The 14,740-nt window shown below is 68.6% G+C and carries 17 protein-coding genes; 1 reads left to right on the top strand and 16 read right to left on the bottom strand.

All coding sequences use genetic code 11. The features are described 5' to 3' along the window. Positions 1-25: 25 nt before the first annotated feature. The 14 genes from pdhA to ACZ54P_RS32680 form a co-directional block, all read right to left on the bottom strand. Positions 26-1,135: a pyruvate dehydrogenase (acetyl-transferring) E1 component subunit alpha gene (pdhA, locus tag ACZ54P_RS32615; RefSeq protein WP_465465441.1), complete on the bottom strand. Its 1,110-nt coding sequence runs from the start codon at positions 1,133-1,135 to the stop codon at positions 26-28. After that, on the bottom strand, positions 1,132-1,584 hold the full coding sequence (locus tag ACZ54P_RS32620) for a MaoC/PaaZ C-terminal domain-containing protein (protein ID WP_465465442.1): 453 nt from the start codon (positions 1,582-1,584) through the stop codon (positions 1,132-1,134). The genes pdhA and ACZ54P_RS32620 overlap by 4 nt, the downstream gene beginning before the upstream one ends. Further along, positions 1,560-2,930, bottom strand: a complete 1,371-nt coding sequence (locus ACZ54P_RS32625; RefSeq protein WP_465465443.1) for a 3-deoxy-7-phosphoheptulonate synthase — start codon at positions 2,928-2,930, stop codon at positions 1,560-1,562. The genes ACZ54P_RS32620 and ACZ54P_RS32625 overlap by 25 nt, the downstream gene beginning before the upstream one ends. Further along, positions 2,927-3,202 (bottom strand): chorismate mutase, encoded by a 276-nt coding sequence (locus ACZ54P_RS32630; protein ID WP_465465444.1) that lies wholly within the window; start codon positions 3,200-3,202, stop codon positions 2,927-2,929. Before ACZ54P_RS32630 ends, ACZ54P_RS32625 begins: the two co-directional genes overlap by 4 nt. A gap of 9 nt (positions 3,203-3,211) precedes the next feature. Next, a complete protein-coding gene (locus ACZ54P_RS32635) occupies positions 3,212-3,832 on the bottom strand; it encodes an acyltransferase (RefSeq protein WP_465465445.1) in 621 nt (206 codons plus the stop codon). Between the two features lie 25 nt (positions 3,833-3,857). Further along, the gene (locus ACZ54P_RS32640) at positions 3,858-5,066 is read right to left on the bottom strand and encodes an FAD-dependent monooxygenase (protein WP_465465446.1); all 1,209 of its coding nucleotides are present in this window, start codon (positions 5,064-5,066) and stop codon (positions 3,858-3,860) included. After that, positions 5,063-5,833: an AfsA-related hotdog domain-containing protein gene (locus ACZ54P_RS32645; protein WP_465465447.1), complete on the bottom strand. Its 771-nt coding sequence runs from the start codon at positions 5,831-5,833 to the stop codon at positions 5,063-5,065. The genes ACZ54P_RS32640 and ACZ54P_RS32645 overlap by 4 nt, the downstream gene beginning before the upstream one ends. A 25-nt stretch (positions 5,834-5,858) precedes the next feature. Further along, positions 5,859-6,377 (bottom strand): flavin reductase family protein, encoded by a 519-nt coding sequence (locus ACZ54P_RS32650; protein ID WP_465465448.1) that lies wholly within the window; start codon positions 6,375-6,377, stop codon positions 5,859-5,861. A 6-nt stretch (positions 6,378-6,383) separates the two neighbouring features. Then, positions 6,384-7,925, bottom strand: a complete 1,542-nt coding sequence (locus ACZ54P_RS32655) for a 4-hydroxyphenylacetate 3-hydroxylase N-terminal domain-containing protein (protein WP_465465449.1) — start codon at positions 7,923-7,925, stop codon at positions 6,384-6,386. Positions 7,926-8,147: 222 nt separating this feature from the next. Continuing rightward, positions 8,148-9,050, bottom strand: a complete 903-nt coding sequence (locus tag ACZ54P_RS32660; RefSeq protein WP_465465450.1) for a LysR family transcriptional regulator — start codon at positions 9,048-9,050, stop codon at positions 8,148-8,150. Positions 9,051-9,148: 98 nt separating this feature from the next. Next, entirely contained in the window at positions 9,149-9,862 is a 714-nt protein-coding gene (locus ACZ54P_RS32665; RefSeq protein ID WP_465465451.1) for a siderophore-interacting protein, read from the bottom strand. Further along, positions 9,859-10,491 (bottom strand): TetR/AcrR family transcriptional regulator, encoded by a 633-nt coding sequence (locus tag ACZ54P_RS32670; RefSeq protein ID WP_465465452.1) that lies wholly within the window; start codon positions 10,489-10,491, stop codon positions 9,859-9,861. The genes ACZ54P_RS32665 and ACZ54P_RS32670 overlap by 4 nt, the downstream gene beginning before the upstream one ends. Continuing rightward, the gene (locus tag ACZ54P_RS32675; RefSeq protein ID WP_465465453.1) at positions 10,488-11,705 is read right to left on the bottom strand and encodes an MFS transporter; all 1,218 of its coding nucleotides are present in this window, start codon (positions 11,703-11,705) and stop codon (positions 10,488-10,490) included. Before ACZ54P_RS32675 ends, ACZ54P_RS32670 begins: the two co-directional genes overlap by 4 nt. Positions 11,706-11,885: 180 nt before the next feature. After that, the gene (locus ACZ54P_RS32680) at positions 11,886-12,275 is read right to left on the bottom strand and encodes a response regulator transcription factor (protein ID WP_465465454.1); all 390 of its coding nucleotides are present in this window, start codon (positions 12,273-12,275) and stop codon (positions 11,886-11,888) included. 525 nt (positions 12,276-12,800) lie between these two features. Here ACZ54P_RS32680 and ACZ54P_RS32685 point away from each other — a divergent pair. Continuing rightward, on the top strand, positions 12,801-13,550 hold the full coding sequence (locus tag ACZ54P_RS32685) for an SAVMC3_10250 family protein (RefSeq protein ID WP_465465455.1): 750 nt from the start codon (positions 12,801-12,803) through the stop codon (positions 13,548-13,550). A gap of 279 nt (positions 13,551-13,829) precedes the next feature. On the opposite strand, the gene ACZ54P_RS32690 is transcribed toward ACZ54P_RS32685, so the two are convergent. Both ACZ54P_RS32690 and ACZ54P_RS32695 read right to left on the bottom strand, forming a co-directional pair. Next, complete coding sequence (locus ACZ54P_RS32690) at positions 13,830-14,102, bottom strand: hypothetical protein (RefSeq protein WP_465465456.1); 273 nt, start codon at positions 14,100-14,102, stop codon at positions 13,830-13,832. Between the two features lie 172 nt (positions 14,103-14,274). After that, positions 14,275-14,721: an anthrone oxygenase family protein gene (locus ACZ54P_RS32695; RefSeq protein WP_465465457.1), complete on the bottom strand. Its 447-nt coding sequence runs from the start codon at positions 14,719-14,721 to the stop codon at positions 14,275-14,277. Positions 14,722-14,740: the final 19 nt, after the last annotated feature.

The following is a 14,740-nucleotide window of genomic DNA, read 5'->3' on the forward strand; positions in this document are numbered from 1 at the left end:
ACCCGGGGACTCGTCTGGACACTGGTCACGGCGAGCAATTCCCTTCCACGTCTTCGGAGAGCTCGGCGCGCAGGAATTCGCGCTGTTCGAGCAGCTGGGGGGTCGGTTCGGCGTAGACGTGGTCGAACAGGCCGAGCGGGGTGACCGCGGGCTCGACGTGCATCCGTGTCCGTAGGTCGGCCGCCATCCGCTCGGCCGCTGCGCGGGCCTCTTCGATCGTCCCGGTGTCGAGCCTGCCGATCTCCAGCAGATGACGTTCGAGTCTGTCCAGCGGGTCGCGTTCGCGCCATGCCTCCACTTCGGCGGTGGAGCGGTACCGCGTCGCGTCGTCGGCGTTGGTGTGTGCGTCGACGCGATAGGTCAGCGCCTCGACCAGCGTCGGGCCGCCACCGTCGCGGGCGCGGTCGACGGCTTCGGTGAGCACACCCAGCATCGCCGGCGCGTCGTTGCCGTCGACGAGCACACCCCGGACGCCGTAGCCGACGGCCTTGTGCGCGAGCGTCGGCGCCGCGGTCTGCTTGGCGAGCGGCACGGAAATGGCGTATCCGTTGTTCTGCACCAGGAACACGACCGGCGCGCGCCAGACCCCGGCGAAGTTCAGCGCCTCGTGGAAGTCACCCTCGCTGGTGCCGCCGTCCCCGACCAGCGCCATCGCGACGACGTCGTCCCCGGCGGCCCGCGCGGCGTGCGCCAGGCCGACCGCGTGCGGCAGGTGGGTGGCCAGCGGGGTGCACAGCGGCGCGACCCGGGTGGCGTGCGGGTCGTAACCGGTGTGCCAGTCGCCCCGCAGCAGCGTCAAGGTCTGCACCGGGTCGACCCCGCGCAGGACGACCGAGAGCGTGTCCCGGTAGGTCGGGAACAGCCAGTCCTGAGTGGACAGTGCCAGTGCGGCGGCCACCTGGCAGGCCTCCTGCCCGGTGGACGAGGGGTACACCGCCAGCCTGCCCTGCTTCACCAGCGCGGTCGCTTGCTCGTTGTACCGGCGTCCGAGTACGAGTTCGCGGTAAAGGCGCAGCAGGACCTCGGGATCGAGATCCGCCGCGGCGGGGGTGTCCAGCACGCGCACCGGCTCGTCGCCGGGCAGCAGCGCCGTGGCGTCGGGCCGGACGAGGGCGGTGGCTTCGGTGAGCGTCATCCCGCCACCGCTTCCCGGCGGCCGACGAGGACGCGGGTCCGCAAGGTCAGGACGTCTTCGCCGTCCGCGCCCGCGGCGGCGACCAGCAGGTGCACCACACCGGTGTCCGGGCGGCGCGGATGGCCGACCGCCTGCTCGACCTCGGCGCGGACCGCGAGCACGTCACCGGCGAACACCGGCCGCAGGTACCGCACCTCGTCCAGACCGTAGGAGCCCCGGCAGGTCGAGTCGGCGAGCAGCTGCGAGACGTACAGCCTGGTCGCGTGCGCGGTGGTGTGGTTCCCGCTCGCCACCAGCTTGCCGAACGGGCCGGCACTCGCCGCCGCTTCGTCGGTGTGGAAGGGCATCGGGTCCCATTGCCTGGCGTAGCCGATGATCTCCTCTTCGGTCATCGCGATCTGGCCGAGCTGGTGCTCGTCACCGGTCACGAAGTCCTCGAAACAGCGCATGCCGTCCTCCTGTTCTCCGCGGCCCGGTCCTCGAACACCATCGCGAGTTCGAGGGCCAGATGCAGGGACTGATCGTGGTTGAGCCGCGGATCGCACGCGGACTCGTAGCGGGTGGCCAGGTCGTCGAACCCGACGCCCGAGCTGCCGACGCATTCGGTCACGTCTTCGCCGGTGAGCTCCAGGTGCAGGCCACCCGCGTGGGTGCCCAGCTCGTGGTGGACCGCGAAGAAACCCCGCACCTCGCGCAGGATGTCGTCGAAGTGGCGGGTCTTGTGGCCATCGGGGGCGGTGATCGTGTTGCCGTGCATCGGATCGCAGATCCAGATCGCCGGGGAACCGCTGTCGCGGACCCGCTCCACCAGCGGTGGCAACAGCTCACGAACCCGGTCCGCGCCCAAGCGGGCGATGAAGGTGAGCCGGCCCGGCTCCCGATCTGGGTCGAGCCGTTCGGCGAGCGCCAGTACCTCTTCCGGTCGCACCGTCGGCCCCAGCTTGACCGCGACGGGGTTGCGGACCCGGGCCGCGAACGCCACATGGGCCCCATCGGGCTGACGGGTGCGTTCGCCGATCCACAGGAGATGGCCAGAGCTGCCGTAGTCGTCACCGGTGCGGGGGTCGGTGCGCACCAGGGCCGTCTCGTAGTTCAGCAGCAGCGCCTCGTGGCTGCTGTAGAAGTCCGGCGCGCGCAGATCGCTGTCCGCCCCGGCGTATCCGGCGAGGAACCGCAGCGCCACCGAGATCTTCTCGAGCAACTCCTGGTGCCGCTCGTTGCGCGGACCGCGGGCGGCCATCTCCCGGATCTGCTCGTGCAGCGCCGTCAGGTCGATGCCGTCGTGTCCGATCAGCGCGCTGATCTCGTCGAGGGTGTCGGCCGAGGAACGGTACGTACGCAGCAGCCGGTACGGATCGATCCGGCGCGCGTCCTCGGTGAATTCGACGTCGTTCACCGCGTCGCCCAGGTAGGACGGCAACGTCACGCCGTCGCGGGTCTCGACCGGCCGGGACCGCGGTTTCGCGTACTGGCCGGCGATCCGGCCCACCTGCACGACTCCGAGTCCGGAGGCACAGGCCAGGATGACGGCCATCTCCCGCAGGCAGCGCAGCTTGCCCCGCACCGAGGCGGGTGTCGCCTTGGCGAACGTCTCGGCGCAGTCACCGCCCTGCAGCAGCATCGCGCGGCCGAGCGACACGTCGGCGAGCCGGTCACGCAGCCGGTCGCACTCGCGAGGCGCGACAAGCGGCGGATAACCGGCCAGTTCGGTCTCGACCGCCACGATGTCGGGGCCGGTGGGCCAGTCCGGCTGGTGTGGCGCGCGCTCGGCGCGCCACGTCGGCAGCACGGTCATGTTCGTGTCCTTCCGGGCTCGGTGCCGCGGCAGAGCCGCAGGAGGGTTTCGGCCAGGGCGCCACCGGTGCCGCCCAGCGCGTCGCGATAGCGCCCGATGACGGCCTCTTCACGCCCTTCGGCGATCCGCGCGCCACCGGTCTTCGTCCGCCGCTGCTGAATGCTGCGGGAAATCTCCAACCGCTGCCGCAGCAGCGCGATGATGGACTGGTCGAGCTGGTCGATCCGGGCCCGGTCGGTCCGGAAGTCCAGAGTTCCTTGCTGCTCGGGCATTGCGTACTCCTATCTGCCGCGGTAGCTGTGGAGGGTGACGTGGACCGGTTCGGCGCCGTCCGATCCGGCGAAACCGCGGCGGCCGGGCTCTTCCCAGGCGGCGGGCTCGGTTTCGCGCAGGCTCGCCAGGCTCCGCCGGGCGAGGTCCTGATAGGTGCGGGTCCCGTTGGCCTTCCAGTCGATCTCGGCGTCCGTCAGCTCGCGCAGCACCTTCGCCGGGCTGCCCGCGATCAGGGAACGCGCGGGGACCCGGGTTTCCGCCTTGACGAAACTCATCGCCCCGACGAACGACTGGTCCTCGACGATGACTCCGTCCATCAGGACGCTGTTCATGCCCACCAGCACGTCCCGGCCGACCTGGCACCCGTGCAGCACGGTGCCGTGGCCGACGTGCCCGTTCTCGCCGATCACCGTGACCGAACCGGGGAAGCAGTGCACGACACAGCCGTCTTGGATGTTCGCCCCGGTCCGCACCTCGATCCGGCCGAAGTCACCGCGCAGGCTGGCCAGCGGGCCGATGTAGCAGCCGGGGCCGATCAGGACGTCGCCGATGAGGACGGCGTCCGGGTGCACGAACGCCTCCGGGTCGATGACCGGGACCACTCCGTCGATCTCGTAGACGCGAGCCATCTGCCGCGTTCCTTTCGTTCCGGGGTCAGACGCCGAGACCGAGTTCGGTTTCGGCGTCGAAACCGTGGATCCAGGCGACGTTGTCCGCGAGGCGGGTGAGCCGCTCGTCGCGCTCCAGCGCCTCCGGCCCGTCGGGGACCTGGAAGCATTCGCCGTTGGTCCGCGAGCCGATCTGCAGCTGCCGGGACCTGGGCTTGCGCAGCGCTTCGTACCGGCGCAGGGCGTCGGCGATCCCGGCCGGTTCACGGACACCGGCGAGCCGGCCCGCCAGCACGACCGCGTCCTCGATCGCCTGATTCGCGCCCTGCCCGTGGTGCGGCAGCATCGCGTGGGCGGCGTCGCCGAGCAGCGTGACCCGCGAAGTGCTCCAGCGGGAAAGTGGTTCACGGTCGTACAGCGCCCATTTGCCGATGCTCCGTGCGCCGGCGAGGATCGACGTGACCACGGTGTTCCAGCCGTCGAACGCCGCCACCGCCTCGCCGACGTCGCCGCGCGTGACCCAGGATTCCTGGGTCCAGTGCCGGTCCGGGACCACGCCGAGGAAGTTGATCAGCCGCCCGCCGCTGACCGGGTAGCAGATGAAGTGCCGCCCTGGCCCCGGGAACAACCAGAGCGCGGGCTTCCGCGGATCGAATCCCGGCCCCAGTGGAAGGTGGTCGATCGGGGTGAGCCCGCGCAGGCCGCTGGTGCCGGAGAACGTCGCCTCCTGCGGCCCCCACAAGGCCTCCCGCAACGCGGAATGCACGCCGTCGGCCCCGATGACGATGTCCGCCCGGGTGGTGACACCGTTGTCGAAGACCAGCTCCACGCCGTCGGCGTCCTCGGTGACCGAAACGCATTTGTGTCCCAGGTGCAGGGCCCCGTCGGCGAATCCGTCCAGCAGCAACCGGTGCAGGTGGCCGCGGTGCACCGTGTAGTACGGCGAGCCGAATCTGCCGGTGTAGTGATCACCGAGTTCGTGGGAGCAGAACACTTCGCCACCGGCCCACCGGTGGAACTGCGCGTGTGACGGCAGCACGGCGTCGGCGCGCAAGGCGTCACCCAAGCCGAGACGCTCCAGCAGCCTGCTGGCGTTGGCGCCGATCGCCACCCCCGCGCCGACCTCGGCGAACTCCTCGGCCTGGTCGTAAAGCGTCGGCTCGATGCCCCGGCGGCGCAGGGCGACCGCGGCGGCGAGCCCGCCGATGCCGGCCCCCACCACGGCGACCCGCGGGGACGCCTGCGCCGCGATCACCGGGCGGCCGCGGAGTTTTCCAGCACCGTGGCCAAGGTCTGCTTGGCGCGGCGCTGTTCCTTGTCGTCGATGACGCCGAGGTCGATCGCGGCGAAGTCGATCCTGGTCACCGCGGCGGGACGGCCCGCCTGCTCGATGACGACCTCGTGGGAAAACACCAGCTGCTCAGGCTTGTCCAGGTCGGCCTGCAGCACGGTGAGGCGGAGGGTGGCGCCGACCGGGAACAGGAAGTTCTTGAACGTCGTGTTCATCGCGTTGATGACGAGGTAGTACCGGCGGCCGGGAGTACGGCTGAGGTAGAACCGCTCGGTCACCGCCACGAACATCTGGCGCGCGGCCTCGACCGCCACCATCCCCTGCACGTGTGGCCGGGTCTGCGCGTCGACCACCAGCTCGTTGTCGTTGTGCAGCCGGAGATCGGCGGTGAAGACCTCGGGGGTCTCCTCGGTGAGGTTGGCCACCAGGACGTTGTGGGCCTGGCCCTTGTGCAGCTCGTGCCGGTCGGCGATGACCTCTTCCGACCGCAGCAGGCTCACCTGGGACTCCTGGACGCCTCGCCGCGTCAGCGCGGTCAGCAGGTAGGTGCCGGAGTAGTCGTCGATCCCCTGCCCCATCAGGATTCGCAGCGGCCACGGCCCTTCGTCGAACTCGCCTCCCGTGATCGCGGCGACGAGTTCGCTCAGCGACCAGGCGCCGACCGACTCGGCGAAATCGCGGAAGCGGTCCCCTACGACACAGATGACACGGGGCGACGCGGTTTCGGACATCGCGGATACCTCCAGGTGGCTGCCGTCAGCGCGGCAGATCGGAAAACGGGGCGTGATAGGCGCCGCGGTGGAACACCAGCGGCGGCGCCGGGGTGGTGTCGAGCCCGACGACCGAGCCGATCACCAGGACGTGGTCTCCGAGCTCGACACAGCGGTAGAGCTCGCATTCGATCGTCGCGGGACTGCCGTCCAGTACCGGGCAGCCGGTCTCAGGGCCGGAGTGCCAGTCGCCGACTTCGGCCAGCGGCGGTCGGCTTCCGTACGGGCGGCTCAGTGCCTTGGCCACCTCGGCTGTGCCGGACCCCAGGATCGAGGCGGCCCAGACCCCGGACCGGCGCAGGCGGTTGAGGAAGGTCGAGTCCTGCCGCAGGTAGAGCGAGACCAGCGGCGGGTCGAGCGAGACGGAGGTGAAGCTGTTCACCACGACCGCGTCCTCGGCCTCCCCCGGTCTGCCGTGCACCAGGGTGGACACGACGCAGATTCCGGTCACCAGCTCGCTCATCACCGTGCGCAGGCGGTCCCGGCCGTCGGCCGATGCGGGCACGACGGTTCACCTCCCGCGCAGCGCCGGGCTCTGGGGCCCGTGCAGGTGCGGCAGCTTCCAGCCGTCGACGTCGTACTCCGACAGGCAGGTGTCGACCAGGCCGGTGTACTCGTCGAACTTGCCGGTGGCCTGCTGGGCCTGCAGTGTCTCGAACCGGATCTGCTCGTGGTTACCGGCGTAGTTCATCTCGTACAGCTCGTGCCTGCCGCCGAACTCGGTCCCGACCGCGTCCCAGATGAGCTTCATCAGCTTGACCCGCTCCTGCGCGGGAACCCCCCGGCCGCGGATGTACTTGTCGAGGTACGGGCGCAGCTCGGGCACTCCCCAGTCCGCGGCGTCGGAGTTGTTGTAGATCAACGCGCTGCCGAGGTCCTTGAAGAAGATCTCCTTGATCTTCGGGTACACGCTGGTGGCCAGCACCCGGAAGGCCATCGCGGTCTCGCCGTTCGGGGCGAGCGTGCCGTCGGGCCATGGCGTCGGGTTGTGCACCATCGAATCGATGAGGCCCCAGAACACGCTGCGGTAGGACAGGACCTCGCCGAGCCGCCCCTGCACACCGCGGTAGTCGAGGGTGCCGGTGGTGTCGAGGCCCTTGGCCAGCAGGCCGGTGAGGAAGTCGAGCTTCACCGCGAACCGGACGCAGGCGTGCAGCATCGCGCGATAGAAGAAGCCGGAGCCGACGAAGAAGTTGTTGGCCTTCTCGACGTCGTAACAGAACACGTCCTCCCAGGGCACGAAGACCTGGTCGAACACGAGGATCCCGTCGTTCTCGTCGAACCGGCTGCTCAACGGCTGGTCGAACGGGGTGCTGGTGGCCGAGGCGACCTGCTCGTAGGACCGTCGCGAGATGATCTTCAGCCCGGAGGCGTTCATCGGCACGATGAAGAACGCAGAGAACTCCTTGCCGTTCTCCGGGATCCGCGCGTAACTGCCGACGAAGATGTGCTGGGTCACGGCCGCGCCGGTGCCCACCACCTTCGCTCCGGACACGACGAGGCCGGCGTCGGTCTCGCGGTCGACGGTGAGGTAGACGTCCTTGTGCTCGGTCATCCCCCGGTGGCGGTCGATCGGCGGATTGACGATCCCGTGGCCGATGAACATCACCTTCTCCTGGGCCTTGCGATACCAGTTGGCGGCGTTGTCCTCGAACGGCGCGTAGTGGTCGCCGTTGGAACCCAGGGTGGACAGGAACGCCGCCTTGAAGTCCGGCGTGCGGCCCATCCAGCCGTAGGTCATCCGCGACCACTCGGTCATCGCCTCGACGCCCGCCTGCAGGTCCTCGACCGTTCGCGGTGCCTTGAAGTAGGGATGGGTGAAGCCGCCGTTGCCGGTGTCGGTCGGTACGATCAGCTTCTTGCTGGTGGCCGGATCGTGCAGCGAGTCGTAGAGCCGCGCGATGGAACCGGCGTTGTTCCGGAACGCCGGGTGCGCGGTGACGTCCTCGACGCGCTCACCGCCGATCCAGACCTCACGCCCGTCCTTCAGGCTGTCCAGGTACTCGGCACCGGTGTAAGGAAGTTCCACGGATTCGGGTCGCGAGGTCGTCATCGTCCACCTAGTTTTCGTCTCATTCGTCCGTCCGCTACAGCATCTCCGGCCCCGGTCCGGTCCAGTACCCGCCTTTTGGTACTAGCCGTTAAGGACTATGGCGAACGGGGACCGTGAATACCCGGCCGAAAGGTGGGCGCATTCCCGCGACCGCTACTTCGCGCGCACCACGGCATTCTTACCCACGGGGGCGATTCGAATAAACGGAGGCGAACCGGGTGTTCAGCCCGCCATTTCCCGGTGACAGACGTCGCGGAACTGGTGGCGCAGCCAGCGGTGGGCCGGGTCAGCGTCCATCCGAGGGTGCCAGGCCTGGGAAATCGCGACCGGCGCGCTGATCGGGTGGTCGACCTCGGCGAGGCCGAACCGGCCGATGGCCGAGCCGAGCACCCTCGACGGCACGACCGCGACGAAGTCCGACGCCGAGGCCACTTCGAGGGCCACGTAAAACGACGCCACCACCAGGCTCACCTGGCGGTTCAGGCCTTCGCGCTGCAGAAGGCCGTCCAGCGGGCCGTGGGTCCGCCCACGGCGCGAGACGTTCACGTGCGGGTAGGCCGCGACCTGTTCGAGGGTGGCCTCACCGGTCACCAGCGGATGATCCTTCCGCACGGCCATCACGAACCTGTCGTCGAACAGCCACTCGACCCGGACCTCAGGGCCGAGATGCCCGATCATCCCGATGTCGAGGTCGATTTCCCCGTCGCGCAACGGGTCGACGTCCTCCCCGCCCTCGGCCGTGAACCGCAGCACCGCGTTCGGCGCGCTCTCGCCGAACCGTTTCACCAGCGGGCCGACCACCGCCGACGCCAGGCCGTCACTGGCGCGGACCACGAACGTGCGGGTCATCGAGAACATCTCGAGCGGGTCCTTCGGGCGTAGGACCTCCGACGCCTCCTCGACCAGGCCGCGAACCCGATCGCGCAGGGCCAGCGCGTGCGGAGTGGGCACGAGCCGGCGACCCGCCCGCACGAGAATCGGGTCACCGAGCTCGAGCCGTATCCGCGACAGCGACCGGCTGACCGAAGGCGCGCTGAGGCCCAGCTTCTTCGCCGCGCCGGTCACACTGCATTCCTCCAGCAGCGCGTCGAGAACGACGAGCGTATTGAGGTTCAGAGCCTTCATCTCGCCAGTTTATCCAGCGAACCGTGCCGCGAAATGAACTTTTCGCCAGAACAGGGCCTCTTCGGGCCGCCCGAAAAGGCAGATACTTGAAAGCTCAGCTACTCGCGATGATCGGGCTCACCGTATTTCCAATAGCCTTTGGTCGAGAACTCATCACGATCGAGGCCCCATTCGTCGAGAAATAACATTCGCGCCTGCTTCACCGCGCCGCCCTCGCCCGCGACCCAGATCACCGAGCCGACGGAAGGTTTCGGGAGCGCACGCAGCGCCGGGGTGATCAACGAGCCCTTCTTCATCCCCTCGCTCCGGCGCAGCGAGCACACCGACGTCTTCGCCGGATCGGTGGGCGGCAGCAAGTGCTCACCGCCCTCGAGCACCACGGTCACCTTGCCGTGTCCCGCGGGCAGGGAGCCGAGAATCGAGGCGATCGCCGGTGCGGCGCTTTCGTCGCCGGCGAGCAGGTAGGGCGTTCCGGGCTTCGGATGGGTGAACCCGCCGCGCGGCCCGGCCACCGTCACGACCTCGCCGAGCAGCGGCGATTCCGCCCACCGAGCCACCGGGCCGTTGCCGTGCAACACGATGTCGAGTTCGATCTCGGCGGAGCGTTGCCGTCGCACCGTGTAGGCCCGCCCGACCTGCGCTCCGGTGTCGGGGTCGACGACGAACAACTTCACCCACCGGGTCGGCCCGTCGAACCGCACGCCGTCGGCGCCGCCGAGCATGAGCGTGATCCGCACGAACGGCTCCGGCAACCGGACGACGTCGACCACCGATGCCGGGACGCGGTGGCGGACCGGCCGCGACCGGGTCATCCCCGCCGCCGCTCGCGGGCTTGCCCGACCACCGAATGGGCCAGCTCCTCCAGGAACTCGGGACTCGACGAGATCCCGAGCACCACTGACCGGTAGTAGATCGGACCGAGCAGCCGGTCGAGCAGGTCGGCGAGCTCGGCGTCGCCCGTTGGCGCGCAGTCCAAGCGCTCCAGCACGTTCCGCAGCCCGGCCAGATCCCGCCGCCGCTGCGCGAGCAGGAAACCTTCCCGGAACCGCTGGGCGGTGTCGAGGTCGTGCAGGGCCTGGCCGATGAGGCTGTGCATGACCGCACCGGCGGCTTCGTCGCGCAGGAACGCCTGCAGCCGCGAGAGCTGGCCGACCAGCTCCGCCAGCGGCTCCCCATCGCCGTTCTCCCACGCCAGCGCGGCTTCGCCATCTTCCTCCAGGTTGTCGAGGAGGATCTCGACCTTCGACTTCCACCAGCGGTAGATCGTCTGTTTGGCGACTCCGGCGCGGTTCGCGATGGCCTCGATGGTCACCCCGGCGAAACCTCGTTCCACCAGCAGGTCGTCGGCGGCGTCGAGCACGGCCTGCCGGGCGCTCACGTTGCGGCGGGGTCCCGCGTGGCCGTGGGGGCTCTTGCCGGTGGACGGACGTGTGCTGGTCATTCGGCTGCTTTCTTCTGGCTGGTCAGGCTGAGCAGCACCCCTGCCGCGATCAGCGCGACCACGATCGCGAACGTGGTACCCGCGACCCGCAGGCCGGACAGCTGGATGAGCACGCCGACGCCCACCGCGGGCAAGCTCAGCATCCCATACAGGATCGCGAAGAAGGTGGAGACGGCGGCGCCGCGCAGCTGGGGCGCGGCGCCCGTGGTGATCGCCAGCATGCCGCTGCCGATCGCGATCCCGGTGCCGAAACCGGTGGCCACCGCGGCGAGCAGCAGCGCTGTCAGCGAAGCGGTGAGCACGGCGAGGGCGACGAGCGCCGACGCGAGGATCAGGGCCGAACACGCGACGGGCAGGGCGATGGCGGGCCGCATCCGCCGGAGCACGAGCTGACCGAGCGCGGTGCAGGCGAACGCGAGAAACACGACGAAGCCGGTCAGCGCCGGACTGGTCAGGTGCAGTTCGGAGGCCAGCAGGATGCCGGTGACCGCGGTGAGGACGCCGAGCACCGCGAAGCCCGCGCCACCGGTCATGGCCGAACGCAGGAAGACACCGCGGATCTCGCGCGGCACGTGCAGTTTTTGCGGGGCCAGCTTCAGCTTGCCGGTGACGGCCACCGTCTCGGGCACGAACACCTGAGCGACCAGGGCGATCAGCAGCAGGCCGCCGTGCACGATCCACGGCAGGCGCAGCGGCGCGATCCCGGTTTCGGCGAGCAGTCCGGCGATCAGGTTGCCGCAGGCCAGCCCGCCCATGTTGGACAGCAGGGTGACGATAGGCGCCCTTCCCTTGCGCGCCAACGGAAACAGTTCCATGATGCCGGCCGTCGCCGCACCGGTGACGAGAGCGGCGGAGAAACCGGACAGCACGCGACCGACGAGCAGGGCGGGCAGGCCTTGCGCGGTCAGGAACACGACCGCGGCGACGGCGGCCAGCAGCACCGCGGCGAACACCACCGGCTTGCGCCCGACCTGGTCCGACACTCGCCCGAAGACGAGCAAACCGGCGACGACACCAACGGCGTAGACGGCGAACAGGATCGTCACGGCCAGCGAGCCGAAGGCGAACTGCGACTTGTAGAGCGGGTACAGCGCGGTGGGCACCGTGGTGCCCACCATCACGGCCCAGAAGGCGAAGGCGGTGACCGCCGCCAACGGGCCGCGCGAGCGCTCGGCGGAAGGCGGTAAGCCGGGCGACGTCTGGATGTTCGACACGCGGAGCGCTCCTTGTGGGTTCAGAGGACGAGGTGTTGAGCGGGGCGGAAAGTTCTCGAAGCGGCGATCAGACGCTTGTCTAGACGCACCGTTGAGTCTCGATATAAGCATAGACGCACCGTTGCGTCAACGCTTTAAGGCAGGGGTGGGATTCGAGACCAGAACTTCGGAAGAGGGCTTTTACCTGCCGGTTTCCACCAGGCCCAGCCGCAGGGCACTCAGGACCGCCTCCGTGCGCGACGCCACGCGAAGCTTGGAGAAGACCGTCTTCAGGTGCACCTTGACCGTCCGCTCGGAGATACCCAGCGTCCGGGCGATCAACCGGTTCGACTTGCCTTCCGCCAGTTGCCGGACCACCTCCAGCTCGCGCGGCGTGAGCTGGCGACCCAGCCCCTGCCGCGGACCGGAAACGGTCCTCCCGACCGCCTCGGCGCCTTCGGTGTCCAACGGATAGCCGATCACCGTCTTGACGAACTCCTCCGGCTCCGGTTGCTCCTTCGGATGCATTCTGGAAAGCAGTATGATGATCATGCTTTGGGTTTTCAGCACCTCCCCGAGCAGGTGCGTCATGCGTTCTGAAACGGATTCGTGAAGTTCACCATTCGCCACAGGCATGCAAGTCCCCCAGATACAGTAACGGCAGGCATTTCGCGCGTCATCGCGCGGATACGGCGACCTACCGATGTCGACAGGTCTTCGCAGGTGATAGGCCGAAAGCCCCTCGATCGGCCGAACCGAGTCTAACCTCGACGTCACGGAGCCGACAACCACAACACTGCACAAAGAGACTTTTTGCCAGGCGCAACAATCGGAGTCCTTCGGGAATACCGTTCGAGGGGCCGGGACCTGCGCCGACACGTATTCGTGGAAAAAATACGTCAACTTCGATCACGATAGCGCATCAATTGATCATTCCGTCGCGACGGCACTGTGGAGCCGCAGGGTCTCGATGTACCGCTCGGGATCGCCGGGCCAACGATGGTGCCGCGCTGGGCCTCCGCGTCACCGGCGCCAAGGTCCGGAGGATGCGCCGACCGCTCGGCGCAGTCGATGTTCGTCGAAGGCCGGTTCTTCGACTTGGGGCATCATGGACTTGTGCGTGAGCTGCTCTATGTTTCCGAGGCCAAACTCCAGCAGTTGTTGCCTTACCTGTCCGGATGGGCAGGTCGGCTTCTTCGGGATATGGACGCCGAGGTGAAAACGCCCCTGGGTGGAGTGAGGATCGGCAAGACAGCCAAGCCATCCAAGCCCAGCCTCGCAGCGGCTATTGCCACCTTGGAGTCCTCGTCACGGGCGCCGAAGTGGTTCGCGGATCCCGCGGTGCGCCCAGGACAGTGGGTGCACTTCGAGGCTCCCCTGAGCTACGGCGTGACAAGAGACGGGGTGTCGGTGTTCTTCGCAGACCCGAACGAGCCGAGCGCCTGCTACCCCACCGGCGGCAGTTTGCGGCTGTTGTTGCACGGCACGGCGACCTACCTGCTCGGCACCTCGGACATGTCTTCGAATGTGGTCGAGTCCAACTCCCGCTGGAGGGTCGAGCCCCTGTTCGAACTCGTGCGCGAACAGCAGGAGAGGGGGAATCAGCTTGACGACAGCGCCGCGTTCGACACCGGAAGTCCCAGCGGAAAGCATCGTTCGAACCGCGACGAGCTACGAGCGGTGACGTCGCTCTCCGCCTCTCTGGGCACCGACTACACCGCAGCGTGGATGGCAGGCTACGCACGTGTCACCGCCCTCTTCCCCGGCCAACAGGACGAAAATGATCGAGCTGCCACCGTGTTGGCAGCCACACCGTTGTACGTGGAGTACATCGATCCTCCTGGCGATTCTCTCGCCAAGACCTGACAATTCGAGCCGCGAATCGAGCTCGGCGTCCTGGAGGAGAAGGGCAACCGATTCGTGGTTTTGGATGGGCCTGTTCGCCGGGTGGAGGGCAGAGCGAAGGCGTAACTCGCGTGCTCCGAGACGGGACTCGCGTGCCCGGATCCCGCACTCGGGTGTTACTCCTCCAAGCACACGAGATCCGGCTTCAAGCACGCGAGTGTGTGCCACGGCACCCATGCGGCGTCGGTACCTTCGCGAGGCTGACCCGCCCCGGCCGGAACCGGGGCGGGCCAGCGGGTGTCATGAGTGCTGCGAAACGACGGCCGGACGCGCGGCCGCCGCGGTTCCCGCCGTCGGCACCGGCAGGGGGTGGGGCGCGATATCGAGGTCGCCGTTCGGGAGCAGGCCGTCGACGAGGTATTCCTTGCCGATCCGCTGGGCCTCCCCAGGCGTACCGGATGCGTTCCCGGCCGGCTCGGTGCCGTCGATCGCCCCGAGCCGCGTCGTCGATCGGGGCGAGAAACCGGCCGAAACCCTGCGCGGGCTGGACGACCCGGAGACCGTACTCGGCATGGACTCCACGAACCCGGCCTTCCGCGCCGCCTAAAACGTCTGGTTGCGGGAATACCCGGCACAAACCGCACACTGGCAGGACTTGCGCCGCGCGGAACTCCGGATCTCGGGCCGTACGACCATCTCGGCAGCCGGTCCGCAGACCCCGTTCCAGTGACCCGGCGGCCGCGGCTCAGGCGAGGGCGGCCGCCAGGCAGGCGAAGGCGGCGATGATGACGGCGACGCGGACGTAGTGCCAGCGGTCCCAGCGCTTCACCTGCTCCTTCCAGTCGGCAGGCCGGCTGCCGTCGGTCCACTTCTTGACCCGGTTGTTGATCGGGACGAGCACCAGAATCGACATGAGCACGCTGACGATCAGCAGCGCGGCGGCGGTCACGACGAGGCCCGCGCCATCGTCGCCCCATCCGGCGGCGGCCCAGGTCCCGACGAGGACGAGCGAGCCGATGTACCAGAACGGCATCACGGCGCCGCCCACCCGGGCCCCGTGGACGCGGCCGCGCAGGCCGTTGTCGCCGGGGAGCGCGTCGAGGATCGGCTTGATGAAGAAGGGGACGGAGAACTCCACCCCCACCATCACGCCGACGACCACGGTTGTGACGATCTCGAGTGCGCTGAGCATGGTGACCCTCCGAAATCTA

This window comes from Amycolatopsis sp. NPDC034160 (assembly GCF_055575355.1).

Bases quoted from the DNA above. Each gene is read 5' to 3' on its own strand.
- ACZ54P_RS32635 (WP_465465445.1), bottom strand. From the start codon at position 3,832: ATGGCTCGCGTCTACGAGATCGACGGAGTGGTCCCGGTCATCGACCCG.
- ACZ54P_RS32670 (WP_465465452.1), bottom strand. From the start codon at position 10,491: ATGACCAGCACACGTCCGTCCACCGGCAAGAGCCCCCACGGCCACGCG.
- pdhA (WP_465465441.1), bottom strand. From the start codon at position 1,135: ATGACGCTCACCGAAGCCACCGCCCTCGTCCGGCCCGACGCCACGGCG.
- ACZ54P_RS32680 (WP_465465454.1), bottom strand. From the start codon at position 12,275: ATGACGCACCTGCTCGGGGAGGTGCTGAAAACCCAAAGCATGATCATC.
- ACZ54P_RS32645 (WP_465465447.1), bottom strand. From the start codon at position 5,833: ATGTCCGAAACCGCGTCGCCCCGTGTCATCTGTGTCGTAGGGGACCGC.
- ACZ54P_RS32655 (WP_465465449.1), bottom strand. From the start codon at position 7,925: ATGACGACCTCGCGACCCGAATCCGTGGAACTTCCTTACACCGGTGCC.
- ACZ54P_RS32630 (WP_465465444.1), bottom strand. From the start codon at position 3,202: ATGCCCGAGCAGCAAGGAACTCTGGACTTCCGGACCGACCGGGCCCGG.
- ACZ54P_RS32660 (WP_465465450.1), bottom strand. From the start codon at position 9,050: ATGAAGGCTCTGAACCTCAATACGCTCGTCGTTCTCGACGCGCTGCTG.
- ACZ54P_RS32690 (WP_465465456.1), bottom strand. From the start codon at position 14,102: ATGCCGAGTACGGTCTCCGGGTCGTCCAGCCCGCGCAGGGTTTCGGCC.
- ACZ54P_RS32625 (WP_465465443.1), bottom strand. From the start codon at position 2,930: ATGACCGTGCTGCCGACGTGGCGCGCCGAGCGCGCGCCACACCAGCCG.
- ACZ54P_RS32620 (WP_465465442.1), bottom strand. From the start codon at position 1,584: ATGCGCTGTTTCGAGGACTTCGTGACCGGTGACGAGCACCAGCTCGGC.
- ACZ54P_RS32665 (WP_465465451.1), bottom strand. From the start codon at position 9,862: ATGACCCGGTCGCGGCCGGTCCGCCACCGCGTCCCGGCATCGGTGGTC.
- ACZ54P_RS32695 (WP_465465457.1), bottom strand. From the start codon at position 14,721: ATGCTCAGCGCACTCGAGATCGTCACAACCGTGGTCGTCGGCGTGATG.